Annotated in this window: 7 protein-coding genes; 3 read left to right on the forward strand and 4 right to left on the reverse strand. The window is 72.8% G+C overall.

Going from position 1 to position 21,342, the window contains the following annotated elements:
- Window positions 1-13: 13 nt before the first annotated feature.
- Window positions 14-11,665, reverse strand: a complete 11,652-nt coding sequence (locus tag B7R87_RS31175) for a type I polyketide synthase (RefSeq protein ID WP_157997824.1) — start codon at window positions 11,663-11,665, stop codon at window positions 14-16.
- Between the two features lie 615 nt (window positions 11,666-12,280).
- Between B7R87_RS31175 and B7R87_RS31180 the strand changes: the two genes are divergently transcribed.
- The gene (locus B7R87_RS31180) at window positions 12,281-14,575 is read left to right on the forward strand and encodes an aspartate aminotransferase family protein (RefSeq protein WP_130585157.1); all 2,295 of its coding nucleotides are present in this window, start codon (window positions 12,281-12,283) and stop codon (window positions 14,573-14,575) included.
- Between the two features lie 11 nt (window positions 14,576-14,586).
- Window positions 14,587-15,933 carry a PucR family transcriptional regulator gene (locus tag B7R87_RS31185; RefSeq protein WP_006345001.1) on the forward strand — a complete coding sequence of 449 codons (1,347 nt, stop codon included), beginning with the start codon at window positions 14,587-14,589 and terminating at the stop codon, window positions 15,931-15,933.
- A gap of 63 nt (window positions 15,934-15,996) precedes the next feature.
- On the opposite strand, the gene B7R87_RS31190 is transcribed toward B7R87_RS31185, so the two are convergent.
- Together B7R87_RS31190 and B7R87_RS31195 are read right to left on the reverse strand one after the other, a co-directional pair.
- Window positions 15,997-17,178 carry an acyl-CoA dehydrogenase family protein gene (locus B7R87_RS31190; protein WP_078902006.1) on the reverse strand — a complete coding sequence of 394 codons (1,182 nt, stop codon included), beginning with the start codon at window positions 17,176-17,178 and terminating at the stop codon, window positions 15,997-15,999.
- Window positions 17,179-17,346: 168 nt separating this feature from the next.
- Window positions 17,347-18,006, reverse strand: a complete 660-nt coding sequence (locus B7R87_RS31195; RefSeq protein WP_006344999.1) for an MSMEG_1061 family FMN-dependent PPOX-type flavoprotein — start codon at window positions 18,004-18,006, stop codon at window positions 17,347-17,349.
- A gap of 174 nt (window positions 18,007-18,180) precedes the next feature.
- Here B7R87_RS31195 and B7R87_RS31200 point away from each other — a divergent pair, with 174 nt between their 5' ends.
- Complete coding sequence (locus B7R87_RS31200) at window positions 18,181-19,416, forward strand: epoxide hydrolase family protein (RefSeq protein WP_006344998.1); 1,236 nt, start codon at window positions 18,181-18,183, stop codon at window positions 19,414-19,416.
- Window positions 19,417-19,469: 53 nt separating this feature from the next.
- Here B7R87_RS31200 and B7R87_RS31205 read toward each other — a convergent pair whose 3' ends face one another.
- Window positions 19,470-21,020: a class I adenylate-forming enzyme family protein gene (locus tag B7R87_RS31205; protein WP_006344997.1), complete on the reverse strand. Its 1,551-nt coding sequence runs from the start codon at window positions 21,018-21,020 to the stop codon at window positions 19,470-19,472.
- Window positions 21,021-21,342 lie beyond the last annotated feature (322 nt).

Here is a 21,342-nt window from a genome sequence, read left to right on the forward strand (position 1 = left end):
GCCGCCGGAAGGGTCAGTCGTCGGCGCGGCCGAGCTCTCGGTCGATGAACGCGAGGAGTTCCTGCCGCCCTGCGGTGGCCGGATCCACCGGCACCGCGGGTTCCGACCAGTCGTCGGCCAGCCGACGCAGCCGCTTCGCGATGTCCCGGCGGAGACCGGCGTCGGCCACCACGGTGGGTGAGGTGGCCTCCAGCCGGTGCAACTCCGCCGCCACCCCGCCGCCGGACCGTGCGGCGGGAAGCGCGGTACGGTCCGCCGGTGACGCGCCCGTCCCGGTGAGGCCGTCGAGCCGGCCGAGGACGAAGTCGGTCACCTCGCCCGGGGTCGGACTGTCGTAGGCCAGGGTCACCGGCAGGGAGAGCCCGGTCAGGGCACCGAGCCGCTCGCGCAGCGCGACCGCGCCGAGTGAATCGAGGCCCATGGCCAGGAACTGCCGGTCGGGGTCGACGTCGGAGGGGGCACCGAGACCGAGCCGGCCGGCGAGGAGCGTGCGGACGGTCTCCAGCAGCCCGGCCCGGCGCTCGCTGCCGGACGCCGAGGCCATCCGCGCCCTGAACTCCCGCACGTCCGAAGGCGTTTCCTCGTTCCGCGTTCCGCCACTTCCCCGGTCTGTGATCTCGGTGAGCCCGGTGATCTCGGTGAGCCCGGTGTCCCTGCCGGGGCTCTCCTCCAGGGCAGGGTCCGGGGCCGGAGGCCGTACCGCCGGAGCCGTGGCGTTCGCACTCAGCCAGTAGCGGCTCCGCTGGAACGGGTAGAGCGGAAGGCCGGTCCGTACCGCGCCGCTGTCCGCGAAGAAGGCGTCCCAGTCCACCCCGGCGCCCCTGTCGTGCAGCCAGCCCGCCAGGGAAACGAACCGTGCGACCTCGGGTTCGCCCCGCCGCAGCGCGGAGCGCGCCCGGGGCCGTCCGCCCGGGTCCAGGTCCGCGAACACCTCGGCCACCGCGCCGCTGAGTACGGTGTCGGGCCCCAGCTCGGCGAAGGTGTCCACGCCCCGGTCGGCCAGGGTGCGCACGGCGTCGGCGAAGCGTACGGTCCCGCGGGCGTGGCGCACCCAGTACGAGGGCTCGCACAGCTCGTCGCGCTCCGCGACCCGGCCGGTCAGGGTGGACACGACGGGCAGCCGCGGCGGTGCGTAGGACAAGCCCCCGGCCACCCGGCCGAACTCCTCCAGCGCGCCGTCGATCAGCGGGGAGTGGAAGGCATGGCCGGAACGGAGCATCCGGTGGCGGGGGAAGACGGCCGCCGCCTTGCGGACGGCATCCTCGGCACCCGAGAGCACCACCCGGTTCGGTGCGTTCACCGCGGCCACCGCCAGCCGGTCCGGATGCGCGGCCAGCAGCGGCAGCACCTCGTCCTCGGTGGCGTACAGCGCCACCATCGCGCCACCGGCGGGCAGCGCGTTCATCAGCCTGCCCCGCGCGGCGACCAGCGTCACGGCCGAACGCAGGTCCAGCACCCCCGCGACATGCGCCGCGGTCAGCTCCCCGAGGGAGTGCCCCGCGACGAAGTCGGCGGCGAAGCCCCAGGATTCCAGCAGCCGCCACATCGCCGTCTCCAGGGCGAAGAGGACGGGCTGGGTGTGATCGGTCCGGTCGAGCAGCTCCGCGCCGGGATCGCCGGGTCCGGCGAACGCCACCTCGTGCAGCGGCCGGCCCAGATGCGGTTCGAACAGGGCACTGATCTCGTCGAAGGAGGCGGCGAAGACCGGATGGGCGGTGTGCAGCGCGGCGCCCGCTCCCGGCCGCTGGGCCCCCTGGCCGGAGAAGAGGACGGCGCAGCCGCGGCCCGGCCGGGCCGGGCGGGAACCGGTCCGTCCCTCGGCCACCGAGGCGAGTGCGGCCCGCAGTTCCTGCGGGTCCGCGCCGGTCACCGTGCGCCGGTGGTCCAGTGCCGTACGGGTGGTGGCCAGGGAGTACGCGATGTCGTGCAGCCGGGTCGCGTCGGCGTCCGCACAGAACTCCAGTACCTGCGCGGCCTGGGCGGCCAGGGCGCGGGGGCTGCGGGCCGACAGCACCAGCGGCAGGACCGGGGGCGGCCTCCGGACCCCCCTGTCCTCCGGGCTGGGCGTGTCGGGCTGTGCGGGGGGTTCTTCGATGATGAGGTGGGCGTTGGTGCCGCTGATGCCGAAGGAGGAGATGGCGGCGCGGCGGGGTTGGGTGGTGGGGGGCCAGGGGTGGGGTTGGGTGAGGAGGTTGATGTGGCCGGTGGTCCAGTCGGTGTGGGGGGTGGGTTGTTGGGTGTGGAGGGTTTGGGGGAGGGTGTGGTGGTGGAGTGCGGTGATCATTTTGATGAGTCCGGCGATGCCGGCTGCTGCTTGGGTGTGGCCGATGTTGGATTTGAGGGAGCCGAGGTGGAGGGGGTTGTGGGGGGTGCGGTGTTGTCCGTAGGTGGTGAGGAGGGCGTGGGCTTCGACGGGGTCGCCGAGTCGGGTTCCGGTGCCGTGTGCTTCGACGGCGTCGATGTCGTTGGTGGTGAGGTGGGCGTCGTGGAGGGCGGCGTGGATGACGTGTTGTTGTGCGGTGCCGTTGGGTGCGGTGAGTCCGTTGGAGGTGCCGTCGGAGTTGATGGCTGAGCCGCGGATGACGGCGTGGATGTGGTGGCCTTGTTTTTGTGCGGTGGAGAGGCGTTCGAGGAGGACGATTCCGGCTCCTTCGGCCCAGCCGGTGCCGTCGGCTCCCGCGCCGAATGCCTTGCACCGCCCGTCCGCCGACAGCCCCTGCTGACGGGTGAAGTCCTCGAACACCGAGGGCGTCGCCATCACGGTGACACCGCCCGCGAGGGCCGCGTCGCAGTCTCCGGCGCGCAGTGCACGGCAGGCCAGATGCAGGGCGACCAGGGACGACGAGCAGGCCGTGTCGATGGAGAGGGCGGGGCCGTGCAGCCCCAGGGTGTAGGCGATCCGGCCCGAGGCGACGCTGTGCGAACCGCCCGTCAGCCGGTGGTCCGCGACGGCGTCGGGCAGCGCCGTCACACCTTGGGCGTAGTCGTGGTTGACGATGCCGGTGAACACTCCCGTGGGGCTGCCGCGGAGTGCGGACGCCGGTACCCCGGCCCGTTCCAGGCACTCCCACGCCAGCTCCAGCAGCAGCCGCTGCTGCGGGTCCATGGCCAGCGCCTCGTTCGGGCCGATGCCGAACAGGTCGGCGTCGAAGTCGCCCGCGTCGTACAGGAATCCGCCCCGGCGTGTACCGCTGCTCCCCGGTGTGCCGTCCGTGCCGAACAGTGTGTCGAGGTCCCAGCCGCGGTCCCGGGGGAAGGCGCCGATCGCGTCGCGCCCTTCGGCCAGCAGCTGCCACAGGTCCTCGGGCGAGCGGACCCCGCCGGGGAAGCGGCAGGCCATGCCCACGACCACGATCGGATCGTCGTCCGCCATCCGGTCGGCCCGGTGCGGCGGCAGCGCCGCCCGGTCCGGTGCCTCGGTACCCGTACTCGCATCCGTGACCAGGGCGTCGAGACGACGCGCCATCGCCAGCGGCGTCGGATGGTCGAACATCAGGGTGGTGGGCAGCGACAGTCCGGTGGCCGTGGCCACCCGGTTGCGCAGCTCCACCGCCATCAGGGAGTCGAAGCCGATCTCGCGGAAGGCCCGGTCGTTGGGGACCGATCCGCCGTCGGTGTGCCCGAGGACCGCCGCCGTGTGGGCGCGTACCAGCTCCAGAAGGACCCGGCTCCGCTCGGTGGCGGACCGTGCGGCGGTACGGGCGGCGAAGTCCTGGCCCGCGGCCGGGTCCGGGCCGGCCGTCCGCCGGGCGGTCCGGCGATCGGCGGTGCGCAGCAGCGTCGAGGCGCCGGGGGAGCGGCGGGCCCGGGCGAGGTCCAGCCGGGCGGGTACCAGCAGCGCCTCCCGGCTGCCGAGGGCGGCGCCGAACAGGTCCAGGGCGTCCTCGGTGGCCAGCGGCAGGATTCCGGCGCGGCGCAGCCGCTCCCCGTCGGCGGAGGACAGTTCGGTCAGCCCGCTCCGCTGCTCCCACAGACCCCAGGCGAGTGACAGCGCGGGCAGGCCGAGGGCCGTGCGGTGGTGTGCCAGGGCGTCCAGCAGACTGTTGGCCGCCGCGTAGTTGGCCTGCCCGGCGCCCCCGAGGACCCCGATGACGGACGACAGCAGGACGAAGATCTCCAGATCCGATCCGGTGGTCTCCTCGTGCAGCGCGAGCGCGGCTTCCGCCTTGGGACGCATGACGCGGGTCAGCCGTTCGGGCGTGAGCGAGGTCAGCACTCCGTCGTCGAGTACGCCGGCGGCGTGCACGATCCCGGTCAGCGGATGCCGGCGGGGCACCCCGGCCAGCAGCCCCCGCAGTGCGGTCCGGTCCGTGAGGTCGCAGGCGCGGACGGTCACCCGGGCGCCGAGGGAGCGGAGTTCCCTGCGCAGCGCGCCGACCCCGGGGGCCCGGCTGCCGCGCCGGCTGACCAGCAGCAGATGGCGCACACCGTGGTCGGTGACGAGCCGGCGGGCGAGCAGGCCGCCGACGGTGCCCGTGCCGCCGGTGACCAGGACGGTTCCTTCGGCGGACAGCTTGCGCGGCGGGCCGGCGTGGGCCCGGGTGAGCCGGGGCGCGTACAGCAGGCCGTCCCGGAGGGCGAGCTGGGTCTCGCCGGTGGACAGGGCGGCGCGTACGGCGGCGTTCACGGCCTGTTCGCCCGCGCCGGGGTCCGTGTCGAGCAGGACGAAGCGGTCCGGATACTCGCTCTGGGCGGCCCTGACCAGTCCCCAGACCTCGGCGTGACCGAGCCCCGGGAGCGGGTCCCCGGCGTGCACCCCCACCGCGCCACGGGTCACGACCACGAGCCGCTCCGCCGCCGACCGCTCGTCGGCGAGCCGGGCGCGGATCCGTTCCAGGACCGCCGCCCCGGATCCGAGTGCCGCCGCGTCGAGCACGGCCGCACCGGGGCCCGCCCCGCCGTCGGCGGTATCCGCGGGCGGGGTCGCGGGCAGGGTTCGCCATTGGACGCGGAAGAGCGCGTCCCGTACCGCGGGCGCCGCGGACGCGAGTGCGGCGCCGGGCAGCGGACGCCAGGTCAGCGACTCCACCACGGCCAGGGGGGCGCCCGAGGCGTCGGTGAGGCGCAGGGTCACGGTGTCGTCCCCGCGCGGCACCACATGGACCCGGGCCCTGGACGCGCCGCCCGCCAGGACCGAGACACCGCTCCAGACGAAGGGCAGGAGCATCTCCGTACCGGCGTCGCCACTGCCGTCCCGGGCCAGCAGGACGGCGTGCAGGGCGGCGTCGAACAGAGCGGGATGGACGGCGAACCGGTGCGCCTCCGCGGCCTGTTCGTCGTCGAGCGCGACCTCGGCCCAGTACTCGTCACCGCTGCGCCAGGCCGCGCGCAGCCCCCGGAAGGCAGGACCGTAACGGTGTCCGCGGACGGCCCACCGCGGATAGAAGTCCTGGAGCGGTACGGGAACGGAGCCGGGCGGCGGCCAGTCGGCGGCCGGTCCCGCCCCGGGCTCCGCCGTCTCCGGTGCGAGGACACCCGAGGCATGCCGGATCCACCGGTACTCGTCGGCCCCGTCGGTGATGTTGGTGGAATCGGGCCTGCTGTGCACGGTCACCTCGCAGCAGCCGTCGTCGTCCGGCGGCCCCGCGGACACCTGGAGCGCGACTGCGCCCGTATCGTCCGCGGCGAGGACGAGAGGCTGCTCCAGGACCAGTTCCCGCAGCCGGGTACGGCCCACGGCCTCACCGGCCCGCAGCGCCAGTTCGGCGAAGGCCGTGCCCGGAAGCAGCGGTGCCTGGGGACCGGCGTGGTCGCGCAGCCAGGGCTGAGCCGCCGGGGAGATCCTGCCGGTCAGGAGCGCCCCGCCCGCGGGCAGCGGGACGATCGCACTGAGCAGGGGGTGACGGGCGGATTCGGCTCCGGCGCCGGCGACATCGGCGGTCCCGGTGCCCAGCCAGTGGCGCTGCCGCTGGAAGGCGTAGGTCGGCAGATCGGTACGGAGGCCCGGGCGGCCCCCGAACACCGCCGCGGGATCGGTCCGCACACCCCGGCAGTGCGCTTCGGCCAGGGAGAGCAGGAAGCGGCGCAGGCCGTCCTCGTTCCGCCGCAGGGTGCCGACGGCGGTGGCCGGGATCTCCTCGTCCTCGGCCGTCGTCAGCACGCCGGAGGTGAGCAGGGGGTGCGGACTCATCTCCAGGAACGCCCGGTGACCGGTGTGCAGCAGGGTCCGGGTCGCGCCGAGGAAGTCGACGGGCCGGCGCACATTGCGGAACCAGTAGTCGGCGTCCATCGTCCGGCCGTCGACGACTTCCCCGGTGACGGAGGAGCAGACCGGGATCTCCCCCTTCCCGGGATGCAGAGTGCCCAGTTCGGCCAGGAGCGGCGCGCGCAGCGGGTCCATCAGCGCACAGTGCGAGGCGACACCCGTGACCACGATCCGGGCCCGGATGCCGTCTGCCTCGCAGGCGGCCACGAAGGCGCCCACATCGCTGTTGCTCCCGGCGACGGTGGTGGCGGTGGGGCCGTTGATGCCGGAGATCTCCACCGTGCCGGCGAACGCCGCGATCCGCTCCCGTACCGTCTCGACCGGGAGGGCGACCGAGGCCATGGAGCCGGGGAAGGGCATCCGGGTGAAGAGCCGGCTGCGGACCACGACGACCCGCGCGGCCTCCTCCAGAGTGAGCACCCCCGCCACACAGGCCGCGGCGATCTCGCCCTGCGAGTGGCCGACCACGGCGTCCGGCCGCACTCCGCCCGTGGTCGTCCACAGCCGCGCCAGGGACACCATGACGGCGAACAGCAGGGGCTGGGCGACGTCCAGCCGCTCGGTGGAAGGGGCACCGGGGGCACCGAGCAGGGCGTCCAGCAGGGACCAGTCGGTGAGCGCGTCGACGGCGGCCGCGCACTCCCGCAGCCGTGCGGCGAACTCGGGTGATTCGTGCAGGAGCTGCCGGGCCATGCCCGGCCACTGCGATCCGTGTCCCGGGAAGACCAGGACCGTGCGCCCGTCGGGCTCGGTGGCGGCGCGGACCACGCCCGGCGCGTTCTCCGTCCCCTCGGCGATCGCGGTCAGCCCGGCGCGCAGTTCGGCGGAGTCCGCGGCGACGACGACGGCCCGGTGCTCGAAGCCGGTCCGGGCGGTCGCCAGCGCATGGGCCAGATCACGGCCGCTGGTCCCGCGCCGTTCCGGGTGGTCGAGATGGGCCAGGAGCGCGGACGCCTGGCCGCGCAGAGCCCCGGGGGTGCGGGCGGACAGGGGATACGGCAGCGGGCCGTCGGGCTGCTCCGCACTGTTTGTGGGGGGTTGGGGTTGTGGGGTGGGGGGTTCTTCGATGATGAGGTGGGCGTTGGTGCCGCTGATGCCGAAGGAGGAGATGGCGGCGCGGCGGGGTTGGGTGGTGGGGGGCCAGGGGTGGGGTTGGGTGAGGAGGTTGATGTGGCCGGTGGTCCAGTCGGTGTGGGGGGTGGGTTGTTGGGTGTGGAGGGTTTGGGGGAGGGTGTGGTGGTGGAGTGCGGTGATCATTTTGATGAGTCCGGCGATGCCGGCTGCTGCTTGGGTGTGGCCGATGTTGGATTTGAGGGAGCCGAGGTGGAGGGGGTTGTGGGGGGTGCGGTGTTGTCCGTAGGTGGTGAGGAGGGCGTGGGCTTCGACGGGGTCGCCGAGTCGGGTTCCGGTGCCGTGTGCTTCGACGGCGTCGATGTCGTTGGTGGTGAGGTGGGCGTCGTGGAGGGCGGCGTGGATGACGTGTTGTTGTGCGGTGCCGTTGGGTGCGGTGAGTCCGTTGGAGGTGCCGTCGGAGTTGATGGCTGAGCCGCGGATGACGGCGTGGATGTGGTGGCCTTGTTTTTGTGCGGTGGAGAGGCGTTCGAGGAGGACGATTCCGGCTCCTTCGGCCCAGCCGGTGCCGTCGGCTCCCGCGCCGAACGCCTTGCACCGCCCGTCCGCCGACAGACCGCCCAGCCGCCCGAACTCGGCGAAGAGACCCGGCTCCGCCATCACGGTGGCGCCCCCCGCCAGAGCGGCGTCGCAGTCTCCGGCGCGCAGTGCGCGGCAGGCCAGATGCAGGGCGACCAGGGACGACGAGCAGGCCGTGTCGATGGAGAGGGCGGGGCCGTGCAGCCCCAGGGTGTAGGCGATCCGGCCCGAGGCGACGCTCGGGGTGGTCCCGGTGAAGAGGTATCCGGCGGCTTCGTCGTCCGAGGTGAAGCGGGGCCCGTACTCCTGGTGGGTGACACCGACGAAGACCCCGGTGGGGCTGGAGCGGAGTGCCGACGCCGGCAGCCCGGCACGTTCCAGGCACTCCCACGCCAGCTCCAGCAGCAGCCGCTGCTGCGGGTCCATGGCCTGGGCCTCGCGCGGACTGATGCCGAAGAAGTCGGCGTCGAAGTCCATCGCACCGTCCAGGAATCCACCCCGGCGCACGGGGACGGGCCCGGTGCCTTCCGGCCCCAGGTCCCAGCCGCGGTCCCGGGGGAAGGCGCCGATCGCGTCGCGCCCTTCGGCCAGCAGCTGCCACAGGTCCTCGGGCGAGCGGACCCCGCCGGGGAAGCGGCAGGCCATGCCCACGACCACGATCGGATCGTCGTCCGCCGCCCGGTCGGCCCGGTCCGCTGCCCGCCGTGGTGCCGCGGTATCCGTTGGCGTACCCGCCGTCAGAGCGGCGAGATGACGTGCCATCGCCAGCGGAGTCGGATGGTCGAAGACCAGGGACTGCGGCAGCCGCAGCGCCAACGCCTCGCCGAGCCGGTCGCGCAGTTCCACCGCGCCGAGTGAATCGAGGCCCTGCTCGCGGAGGGGGACGGCCGGTTTCACGGATTCGGCGGAGCTGTGCCCGAGGACGGCCGCGGCCTGCTCCCGCACCCTCCGCAGTACGGTTTCGGCCCGCTCCTCAAGGCTCCGGTCTCCGGGCTCCTCCACCGCGACCGGTCCGTCTTCCGTACCGGGCCGCCGCGCTCCCGCTGTTTCCGTCGCTTCTGTTGCCTCTCCGGTCTCCGCCGCGTCCGGCTGCGAAGACACGGCCGCTTCGGGGGCTTCGGCCGGCCAGTGCCGTACCCGTCGGAAGGGGTAGGTCGGCAGCTCGACACGGTGTCCGTACGGACCGGTGAACGCCACGGGGTCCAGCTCCACGCCCCGGACGTACAGCACCGCTGCGGCGTCCAGCGCCGTACGCTCCTCCGGCCTCCCCGGGCGCAGGAGTGAGACGAAGCTCCGGCCTGACGGCGAGGCCACGGACTCGCGCGCGGCCGCGCTCAGCACGGCCCCGGGGCCCACTTCCACGTACGAGGTCACTCCCGCCGCGTCGAGTCGCCGCACCCCGTCGTGGAGCCGGACCGTGCCCCGTACCTGCCGCGCCCAGTAGTCCGCCGTGGCGATCTCCGCGGGGTCGGCGAAGTCACCGGTCACATTGGAGATCACCGGCAGGGTGGGCCGGTGGTACGTCAGCGTCCGGGCGAAGCGCGCGAACTCGTCCAGCACCGGGTCCATATGGTGCGAGTGGAACGCATGGCCGACCCTCAGCCGGGACACCCGGGTGCCGTCCCGCCGCAACCGGGCCACCAGGGCGTCGACGGCGTCGGCATCACCCGACACGACCACGGAAGCCGGTCCGTTGACCGCGGCCAGACCGATCGCGCCCTCCCCGCCCGCCAGTTCGGCGAGCATCTCCTCCTCGGAGCACGCGACCGCGGCCATCGCGCCGCCGGAGGGCAGGGCCTGCATCAGCCTGCCGCGCGCGGCGACCAGGGCGGCCGCGTCCGGCAGGGACAGCACCCCGGCCACGTGCGCCGCCGCGAGCTCACCGATGGAGTGCCCGAGCAGCGCCGCCGGGCGCAGCCCCCACTCCCACAACTGCCGGTACTGGGCGACCTCCAGGGCGAACAGTGCGGGCTGGGTGTACTCGGTGCGGTGGATCAGGGCCGCCGCGCCCTCGTCGTGCGGACCGGGCAGGAGCACCTCCCGCAGCGGACGGTCGAGCAGCGGGTCGAACTCCGCGCAGACCTCCTCCAGCGCCGAGGCGAAGACCGGCGCGATACGGGCCAGCCCGCGTCCGGCGCCGGGGCGCTGGGCACCCTGCCCGGTGAAGAGCACCGCGACGCCTCCACCGGCCGCCGCCTCCCCCACGACCGCCTCGTCACCGGTGCCCGTGGCGAACGCCTCCAGCCGGGCCAGCAGCTCCGGCCGGTCGGACGCGGTCAGCACGGCGCGCCACGGGAGCGGTGTACGCGTCAGGGCCAGCGATGTCGCCACCGACGAAAGGGAGAGCCGCGGGCGGGTCCGCAGATGCGCGCCGAGCCGCTGGGCCTGGGAGCGGAGTGCCTCGGGGTCGCGTGCGGACAGGACGAAACCGAAGGGCCGGTCGCTCTCCCCGCGCCCCGCCGGTGGGCCGTCGTCCGCCACCGGCTCCGACGGCGGGGCCTCGGCGAGCACGATATGCCCGTTGGTGCCGCCCATACCGAACGAGCTGACACCGGCGATGCGCCGCACCCCGGTCCGCGGCCAGGGGGTGAGCGTGGTGTGCACCCGCAGGTTGGCGTCGTCCAGCCGCAGCGCGGGGTGCGCCCTGATGTGGTTCAGGGTGGGCGGCAGTTCGCCGTGCTGGAGGCAGAGCACCGTCTTGAGGACGCCGGTGATGCCCGCCGCGCCCTCCAGATGGCCGACGTTGGTCTTCACCGAGCCCACGGGGAGCGGTTCGCCCCGCGGCCGGGCGCCGCCCAGCGCCGCGTCCAGGGCCTCGGCCTCCACCGGATCGCCGACGGGAGTACCCGTGCCGTGCAGCTCCACGTACCCCACTTCGCCGGGCCGGACGCCCGCCCGGCTCAGCGCCCGTTCGATCACCTCGCGCTGTGCCTCGGCACGAGGAGTGGTCAGCGACGGGCCGCCCCCGTCGTTGTTGACGGCGCTCCCGAGAACGAGACAGCGTACGGAGTCCCCGTCGGCCACCGCGCGGCGCAGGGTCTTCAGCACCACGACGGCGCCGCCCTCGCCCCGCGCGTAACCGTTGGCGCGGGCGTCGAAGGTATGGCAGCGCCCGTCGGGCGACAGGGCGCCGAACGCGGCGACATCGGCGGTCCCGCCCGGTTCGAGCAGCAGGTTCACCCCGCCCGCCAGGGCCAGATCCGATTCCCCCGAGAGCAGGCTGACACACGCGAGGTGCAGGGCCGTCAACGACGAGGACTGACCGGTGTCGACGGTCATGCTGGGGCCCCGCAGGCCCAGGGTCCACGAGACCCGGTTGGCGATCAGCCCGCGGGCGCGGCCGGTCAGCGCGTACCGGCCGGCGCTCCCGTCGCCCCGCCGGGCGAGCCTGGCCGTCCAGTCGTCGCCCATGGCACCCGTGAAGACCCCCGTCCTGCTCTCGCGCAGGGAGCCGGGGCCGATCCCGGCGTTCTCCAGGGCCTCCCAGGCCAGTTCCAGCATCAGCCGCTGCTGCGGGTCGAGCTGCGCCGCTTCCCGCGGGGAGATGCCGAAGAACTCGGCGTCGAAGGTGTCGACCCGGTCCAGATAGCCGCCCGGATGCCCGTCGCCGGGGGCACCGGGATGCCCGTCGGGTGGGGCGGACACCGCACTGCGCCCCTCCCGGAGCAGCCGCCACAGTGCCGCCGGGTCCGGTGCTCCGGCCAGCCGGCACGACAACCCGACGACGGCGAGCGGTTCCACCGCACCGCGTTCGTCCGGGGGATTCTCCCGTCGGCCGCTCTCGGCCGCGTGGATCGGGGTGCGCTTCATCGCTTCCACTCCAGGGTCTTCGGTGGCCGGGGCCGCCTCGCGGACGGCGGATGCGTCGTGTTGTCCGGCGCCGGGCAGATGTCCGGACGTCCGGTTGTCCGGCGGGGAGGGAGCCCTGTTCCGTGCCGGTGTACGCGGCGGGAACGGGTTCGGGGCGGGTCCGGGGCGGGGTCTCACGAGCCCGTACGACGGCGGTCCGGCCTGCCCCGGACCGCGGTGCCGGGGACGGGGGCGGGGACACTCCCGTACGGGGGATCACCGGCCGGGAGGGGCGGGTCGGACCGCCGGAGCACCGAGCATAGGCAGACGGACGACGGCCCTCGGGAACGGCTCGGTCTCCAACCGTCATCCAGGTTCGGAGACCGGATGGAGACCACGGAGTGGCGCCCCTCCCCGCCCGCCCGGCCTAGCGTGGTGTCCGCCCCAAGGCGGCCCGGAGTTCGTCCGAACGGGCCCGGAGCCCTGCCGCCGACACCCGGACGTCCAGCAGCCGACGCCCGGACGTCCAGCCGCCCGCCCGGGCGGCCGACACCCTTCCGGCCCCGCCCGATGGCTCCGCCCGGACCCGTACCCCCGGCTCTGAGCCTTCCCCGTCACCCGTTATGCGAGGACGCCATGGACGCGACCACCACTTCCCCGCCACCGCCCGTGCCTGCGAAGTACGCCGAGCGGTTCCTGGAGGACATGCTCTCCGCCTGGTGCCTCGATGTGGAGTACACCCGGGCCCGGGGCGACACGCTGTACTACACGGACGACGACGGCACCGAACGGGCCGTGACCGATTTCGTCGGCGGATTCGGCTCGCTGCTCCTCGGCCACCACCATCCCGCCGTCACCGCCCGGATGCGGCAGCTCCTCGACGGGGAAACCCCCGTACACGCCCAGTTCTCCCTGCGCACCCAGGCCCATCAGGTGGCCGCGCGACTCAACGAGATCCTGCGGCGCGAGTTCGCCGGGGTGCCCGACGCACCCGCCGGGGGATACTCCGCCGTCTTCGCCAACAGCGGGGCCGAAGCCGTCGAAGCGGCCCTGAAACACGCCGAACTGGAGCGGGTGAACCGGCTGGCGGCCCTGGAGGAGGAACTCACGGCACGGCTGCGGGCCACCGCCGACGCCGTACGCGACGGATCGGCCGTACTCGGCGCCCGTCTGCGCACCGCCATCGGCGGCCTCGCCGCGGACGCGCCCCCCGGTGTGGCCGCCGACGCCCTGAGGACGGCACTCGGCGTACGCAACGCCCGCGCGCTCCGCCGCCCGCCGCTCTTCCTCGCCCTCACCGGCGGATTCCACGGCAAGCTCTCGGGCAGCGTACAGATCACCCACAACCCGGCCTTCCGCGAACCGTTCGCCGGACTCGGGCCCCGGGCCGTCTTCGTCCCCGCCGACCGGCCCGCCGAACTGCAGCGCGCGATCGCCCGGGAGACGGTGAACGTTCTCGACACCACCACGGCCGACGGCGTCGTCGATCTGGTGGAACGCCCGGTACCGGTCTTCGCCGCCATGTTCGTGGAGCCCGTCCTCGGCGAGGGCGGCGTGGTGCCGCTGCGCGCCGACGACGCCCTCGCCCTGCGCCGTATCTGCGCCTCCCACGGGATTCCCCTGGTCGTCGACGAGATCCAGACCGGATTCGGACGCTGCGGAGCGTTCTTCGCCTCCTCGCTGATCGGCCTGCGCCCCGACTACCTCACCCTCGCCAAGGGTATCGGCGGCGGTATCGCCAAATCCTCCGTACTGCTGGTCCGTTCGGACCGCTACCGCCCCGAATTCGAGCTGGCGCACAGCTCCACCTACGCCAAGGACAGCCTCTCCTGCTCGGTGGCGCTGACCGTGCTGGACCTTCTGGAGGCGGACGGCGGACAACTGTACGAGCGCGCCGCAGAACGCGGGCGGGCCATCCGCAGTGCCCTGGAGGAGGTCCGGAAGGAGTACCCGGACGTCGTAGCCGATGTCCGCGGCCCGGGACTGCTCCTCGGTATCGAGTTCCACGACCAGTCCGACGCCGCGTCGCCGTACCTCCGCGACCTCGCCCGGCGCGGACACTTCGGCTTCGCCGTCTCCGGCTATCTGCTGCGCGAACACGACCTCCGGCTGATGCCGACCGGCAGCGCCCCGCACACCCTGCGCATCGAGCCGTCCGCCGGAATCTCCGACGCCCGGATCGGACACCTCGCCGGTGCACTGCGCGATCTGTGCGGGATCATCAGGAACCAGGACGCCCATCTCCTCGTCCGTGCCCTGGTGGGACGGGCGGGGGCCGGATCCCGCCGTACGGTGAAGGACTTCCGCCGGGCCGAGCCGACCGCGGAGCCCGCCGTCGAGCCGGCCACCGAGCCCGGGCCCGTCCCGAGGATCGCGTACCTCGTCGAGCTGGGGGAACCGGAAGCGCTGCGCGCCTACGATCCGTCCCTCGCAGATCTGGACGACACCGCGCTCGACGCCTTCGTACAACGGTCCGCCGTGGCCGGTGCGTGGGCGCCGCTGCCCCCTGTCCGGTTCCACACGCCGAAGGGCCGGGCGGCCGACCTCGTCGTCCATCCGCTGCCGGCTCCCCGCACCGCTGCACATCCGCCCGCCGAGCTGGTCGCCGGGGCCGTCCGTGCGGCGGTCGCCACGGGCAGCACGGTCATCGCCCTGTCACCGCGGGCGGCCGCCTCGGGCGATCACGCCCGGCCGGGTCTCCATCTCACCACGGGCGAATGCCTCGGCGGGCGGACCGTGTCGACGGGCCCCGGCGGCGCCTCGCTGCCGCCCGGCTTCACCGGGGACGGCACCCTGCCCGGTGCGGTGGCGGAGGCCCTGCTGACGGCCTTCGCCGGACCCGACGCCCTGCGGTGCGACGGGTCCGATGCCGATGCCGAACGCACCGCCGCCGAACACGGCCTCCGGCTCGGGGCGGTGAACCCCCGTTGACCGGGCGCCCCGTGGACGATGCGACCGGCGCCGGAGTAAGGACACGAGCCCTGCTGGGCACCCTGGAACCCGCCGGTCAGGGAGCCCTGACCGGGGTGATGGTCGACCCGTCGCTCCTGGCGGAGAGCCTGGCCCGGACCGGCGGCGGACCCACCGGCTGGGCCGTCGAGACCGCGGCCGCCCTCCACCGGGACCTGACGCGCCGGAACCGGGCATCGGGCCGACCTGGACTCCCGGGCGGGGCACGGTTCGTGGAGGCACTGGCGCTCTGGGCGGTCATGGCCCTCCACGGCGTCTGCGAACCACCCGCAGCGCTGACCGGCGAGATCGACCGGGTCGCTGGGGAGTGCGCGCAGACAGGGACCAGCCCCGACGCGGTGCTGACCTGTTTGCGTACGGCGCACGCCGGGCTCAGCTCGGCCTTCTTCGGCCGCTGTACGGAGACGGTGGGGGCCGTCGACCAGCCGGCCGTCATGAGGGAGCTGTCCGTACGGCTCTTCGACGCCGTCGAAGCCGTCGCGTCCCTCGTGGCCGAACGGTGGACGGCCCTGCCCGCGGAGCGGCTGAACGAACCGCGCGCACGCTCCGCCGCGCTGGTGCGCTCCGTCCTCGCAGGCGGACCGGTGCCCCCCGCCGCGTCCCTGACCGCGCGGCTCGGATACGACCTGGGCGGGCGCCATATCGCCCTGGTGCTGTGGTGCCGGGAGCACCCCGGCACCGGATGCGCGACCACACTGGAGGGCCGGGCCCGTGCCCTCCTCGAACGGGCCGGGTCCTCGTCGGTCCTCGTCGTACCCTCAGGTCCGTGCGGACTGTGGGCGTGGGGCGGGGGCGCCGTCGACGACCGGGCGCTCCGGGAGGCCCCGGCGCCCCACGCCGCGGGCGTTCATACCGCGGTGAGCCTGCCGGGCCGCGGTGTGCCGGGATTCCGGGAGGCACATGAGCAGGCGCGCGCGGTGGAGCGGCTGGCACGGGCGGCCGGTACCGCCCCCGCGGTCCACGACTACACCTCGGTGGAACTGGCCCTGCTGCTCGGTGCGGACCTGGGCAGGGCGGCCGAGTTCGTGGCCAGGGAACTCGGCCCGCTGACGGCCGGGGGAGCGGCGGTCTCCGCGCTGCGCACCACGGTCAAGAGCTACCTCGACCACGAGCGCAGCCTGTCGACCGCGTCACGGGAACTGCACGTCGCCAGGAACACGGTGGCGTACCGGGTGAAGAAGGCCGAAGTCCTGCTCGGCCGCTCCCTCCGCACCGAACACCTCCGGCTGCACGTCGCCCTGCAACTGGCGGAGACCCTGGGCACGGCGGTGCTCGCCGCCCCCGGCGCTGCCGAACGCCCGGCTCCGCGGCCGAGGTGACCACGGCCGACCCCTTGGGTGCCGGTACGGCGGTCCTCACCGGCACCCTCGGCGTGTCTGCTCTCAGTGCCAGGGCGAGATGCCGTCGAGGCCGAACAGGGCGCGGCTGTAGTCCTCCAGGATCACCGGGTGGTGGAGCATGGCATGCCGGCTCCCGGTCTCCAGATCCCGCCAGTAGCGCTGCACCGGATTGCGCCGGGCGAACCCGCTCGTCCCCGCGATGTCGAGGAGGCGCTGCACGGCGCGGCGTCCGCACTCCAGGGCGGAGACGCTGTGCATCCGCAGCCGCGCCCGCTCGGCGCGGTCCAGCTCCTTGCCCTCGGGGGCCCGGTCCAGCCCGTCCGCCGCGGCGTACAGATGAAGGGTGCCGGTGTCCAGCAGATGGGTGGCTTCGGCGAACCACAGGCGCACCGCCGGTGAGTCGGCCGCGTTCTCGTACGCGGAGTAGGCGATCGGGCGCCCCTTGTCCAGCGTCCGGCGGGCCTCGTCCCACGCTCCGTGGGCGGCGCCGACCAGTGCGGACAGCGAGTGCAGATTGCCCTTGACCAGGGTGGTCGGCGAGAGGAGTTCCTCGTAGCGGCCGTCGGGACGGCGCGGTGGCACCAGGGTCCTGCGGTCGGGGACGAAGACATCGGTGGCGGTCATGGCATGGGTCCCCGTGCCCGCGAGACCGGCCATGAACCAGGTGTCTTCGATCAGCATCTCCTCGGGGCGCACCAGCGCGTCCACGACGCCGACCTGCTCGTCTCCCTCGATGAGCGGTACGGCCACCAGGAGGGCCCAGTCCGAGACCCGGCATCCCGAGGCGTACGGAAAGCGGCCGTTCACGACGAGGCCGCCGTCGACCCGCCGGGCCCGGGTGCCCTGCGGGCTCGCCGCCGACAGCAGTACGGCGTCGGGGTTCTCGCCGAAGACCTCCTGGAGCCCTTCCTCGGACAGCAGCAGGGCGAAATCCGTCGAAGCGGCGTGGTTGGCGGCGATCCACCCGGTCGACGCGCAGCCGCGCCCGATTCCGGAGAGAACCTCGACCTGGGTGCGCACACTGATGTCGAGCCCGCCGAACCGCGGCGGCACGGTCAGGCGCAGCAGCCCGGACTCGCGCAGCGCCCGCATGTTCTCGGGTACGACATCGCGTTCCTCCTCGGTCCGCTCCGCATGGGAGCGGAGCAGGGGGACGAGTTCGTGCGCGCGGTTCACCAACTCCTGAGGAGAAGGACCGGTCCGGCCGGCTGAAGTGACTGTCACGGTTGCGGCTCCTCATCGGCAGATGCGGGTTTCCCGTTGGACACCTCTCCAGTCAAGCAACCGGGGGCCGTCACCGCTTGCGCCCCGGGTCCACATCCGGGCGGGGAAGCCGGTCGCGGAGACCGGAACGGACTTCCGGGGCCGGGGCGGTCCGGTCCGGGCGGGCCGTTACTCGTACCGGTACTTCAGCGAATCCGCCTCCCGCTGCTCGATATCGGCGATCGTGAGCTCCGGCATCCGCAACTGGGCCAGCGTCACCTCGGCCGAGGTCGGCTGGGCGTCCGCCGGCAGCCACTGCTCCGGCTTCCAGGCCGCGCCGCGCAGCAGCGACTTGGGGCAGTGCGGGTAGACCTCTTCGATCCCCAGCACCAGCGCACTGGCCGGGGGCTTGCCGACGGCGGTCAGCTGCGACAGCAGCTCCGGGCGCGTGGAGACACAGGCCCGGCCGTTCACCCTGAGCGTCGTGGTGCGCCCGGGGACGACGAACAGCAGCCCGGCCCGTCCGGTGGCGACGACGTTCCGCAGGGTGTCCAGACGTTTGTTGCCGGTCGCGTCCGGTATCGCCACCGTCCGCGCGTCGAGGACCGCGACAAACCCCGCGGGACCGCCGCGCGGGGAGACGTCGCAGTTGCCCTCGGCGTCCGCGCTGGCGACCAGGACCAGCGACGAGCAGGCGATCAACTGCCGGGTCTGCTCGGTCAGCTCGGTCATCTGCTTGCGCACGGCCGCTTCACCGGGAAGCGCGTAGACCCGGCGCAGCGCCTCCTGGTCGGGCACGGAGTCGAGGAGAAGGGAGTCGAAGGCACTGCCGGCAAGGATGGGTGTCATGCATTCGACCCTACTGGGACGATCTGCGGCTGCTCCTGACCGGAGGACCGAGACCGGCCGGCCTCCGGGACACCGCCACCGGCCGGGGCACATGAGGTACCCGGGGCACATGATGTACACGGAGGAAAGACCCTGACCGTGCCACCCTGCCCCTACCCGGTAAGGAACCACCTCATGACCGCCCCGCGCGCCTTCCCGCTGGAGCCCACCCCGCTCCATGTGTCCGACGAGGTACTCGATAATCTGCGCGCCCGTCTGGCGCTGACCCGTCCGCCGCTGGACGAGGGGAACGAGGACTGGTCCTACGGAGTGTGGGCCGGCTACCTCCGTGAACTGGTCGCCTACTGGCGGGACGGCTACGACTGGCGCAGGGCCGAGGCCGCCCTCAACGTCCACGAGCAGTACCAGGTGAGTGTCGCGGGTGTCCCGGTGCACTTCATGCGCAAGCCCGGCCGCGGCCCCCGTCCGATTCCGCTGATCCTCACCCACGGCTGGCCGTGGACCTTCTGGCACTGGTCGAAGGTGATCGGCCCGCTCGCCGACCCGGCCGCATACGGCGCAGACCCCGCCGACGCCTTCGACGTCATCGTGCCGTCCCTGCCCGGATTCGGCTTCCCCGGTCCGCTCACCGGCTTCCCGGACCTCAACTTCTGGAAGGTGTCCGAGCTCTGGCACACCCTGATGACCGAGACCCTGGGGTACGAGAAGTACGCCGCAGGGGGCTGCGACATCGGCGGGCTCGTCTCCAGCCAGCTCGGCCACAAGTACGCCGACCGGCTGTACGGCATCCACATCGGCTCCGGGCTGCCGCTCGACTTCTTCACCGGCCCCCGCGCCTGGGACTTCGCCCGGAACCGGCCCCTCACCGACGACCAGCCCGCCGACGTCCGCGCCCGCATCGTCGAGATGGACCACCGCTGGGCGTCCCATCTCGCCGTACACACGCTCGACGGAGCCACCCTGGCCCACGGGCTGAGCGACTCACCCGCCGGACTGCTCGCCTGGCTGCTGGAGCGCTGGAATGCCTGGAGCGACAACGGCGGCGACATCGAGTCCGTCTTCACCAAGGACGATCTGCTCACCCACGCCACGATCTACTGGGCGAACAACTCCATCGCCACGTCGATGCGCTACTACGCCAACGCCAACCGCTACCCCTGGGTCCCCGCCCACGACCGTACCCCCGTCGTGCAGGCCCCGGTCGGCCTCACCCTGGTCACCTACGAGAACCCGCCCGGCATCCACACCGCGGATGAACGCGTCCGGGCCTTCGGGGCCGGTCCGCAGGCCGCTTGGTTCAACCACGTCAACGTCAACGCCCATGACCACGGGGGCCATTTCATCCCGTGGGAGAACCCCGGCGCATGGGTGGACGACCTGCGCCGCACCTTCCGCGGACGCAGGCCCTGAGTGCCCCTGCTCACTCGGCGAGAACAGCCGCCAGGGAGCGGGACGTCCCGGCCTCAGCTGCCCGCTTCCGCGGCCAGCCGGGCCTTGTCCGGTTTACCGACACCGGTGAGAGGCAGTTCGGTGCGGATCGTGGTCTCTGCCGGAACGTGCTTCGGCGAGATGGTGGCACGGATATGGTCCGCGAGATCGGCGACGGTGGCCGTGGCCCCCTCGCGCAGTACCACCGCGGCGTGCAGATATTCGATCCGGTCCCGGTCCCGGACGCAGAAAACACAGGCCTGCGCAATATCGGGATGGGAGAGGAAGGCGTTTTCGACCGTCACCGGATGAATCTTGATGCCGTTGGTCTTCATCACTTCGCCCATGCGGCCGCGGAGGGACAGATAGCCCTCACTGTCGAGGAAGCCGAGGTCACCGGTGTACACCCAGCCGTCGCGTACGGTCCTGGCGGTGAGCTCGGGTTCCCCGACGTACTCCTTCATCGTGAACGGCGACTGCACGCAGACCTCGCCCGTCTCACCGGCAGGCATATCGTGGTGGTCGTCCACATCGCGGATACGGACCCAGCCGGGTAACGGACGTCCCACCGTGGTGCGCAGCCGGGCGTCGAGATGGTCGGCCGGCGAGAGCATGCTGATGAAGCCTGCCTCGCTGGTGCCGTAGACCTGGATGAGCACCTGACCGAAGATCTTGACCGCGTCGGCCAGCCGCTCCGGCGACGCGGGACAACCCAGGTAGGTCACCATCTGCAGACTCGACAGATCGGTCGAGCCCACCTCCGGGTGGTCCATCAGCAGATACAGGTGTGGGGGCGAGACCAGCATCCGGGTGATCCGGTGCTCCTGTATGGCACGCAGCGCGTCGTCGGCGTCGAACCGGTCCTGAAGGATCACCGAGCCGCCGGAGGCGAGTGAGTCGTCGGCTGTGGCGCCGCTGGAGTGGCTCAAGGGCATGGTGGACAGGTAGACGGAGCGCCAGCCCATCTGCAGCCCGGCGGAGATGAACCTGTTGCGGGTGCGGAAGTCGACGGCGATGCCCTTGGGTTCACCGGTCGTCCCACTGGTGTACGTCACCACTGCCGGATGGTCCGGCCTGATCTCGACGTCGTCGAGGTCGAACGCGTCGGTGTCACCGGCCGTCAGGTCGACGACATCGGGACCGAGTTCACCGAGCCCGACGAGGACGAGGGGGGTGGGCAGCCGGTCGCGGAGCGCCCGGGCGGACGCGACGTTCGCTCCGTCGACGGCCAGATGTGTCGCGCCGGTCTCCCGGAGGATCTTCAACTCGGCATCGGCGACGAGGCGGTCCCCCGGGTCCACGGCGTTGGTGGTGTGCAGATGCACCACCGTGGCTCCGATGAGATTCGCGGCGTACCGCAGGACCAGGGTCGGGGCGGTGTTGTTGGCGGTCAGGACGGCGACCACGGCATCGGTGGTCCTCCCGCTCCATTCGGTACACCGTCGCAGGCCCTGCGCCGCGGACCGGACCAGAACCCCCAAACCGGCCGCGGTCAAGGTCTGGTCGTGCCACCACAGCACCACCTTCTCCGGCTCGGCGGAGATTACCTCCAGGATCTGACCGACATACGTTTCGTTCGACGGCATAGGGAACTCCTGTCGTCGTCCTGTGAGGAATTTCCGGGGAGCATACAACACGGAATGGCAATGTTCCAGGAGTTCGAATTTTCGGCCTGAAATGCCAGGTGTGAGGGAATGCGGCGGGCCGCGTCATCGAAGTGATATCCCGTTCTGGGACAATCCCCGGAATCCATCCGAGTCCCGTATCCGATCCTATTGCCAGCGGAATGATCCGGTGTCACCGACCAGCACTCGGAGATCCTCTCCGGGCATTTACGGGCCCGGGTCGGCGGACAGTTGACGCCGCGATCCCCGGTGTCGCGTCCTGCGCTATCGGACCGCTATTTCG

The sequence above is a fragment of the Streptomyces tsukubensis genome (assembly GCF_003932715.1).
In the GTDB taxonomy this organism is placed as follows: Bacteria; Actinomycetota; Actinomycetes; order Streptomycetales; family Streptomycetaceae; genus Streptomyces; species Streptomyces tsukubensis.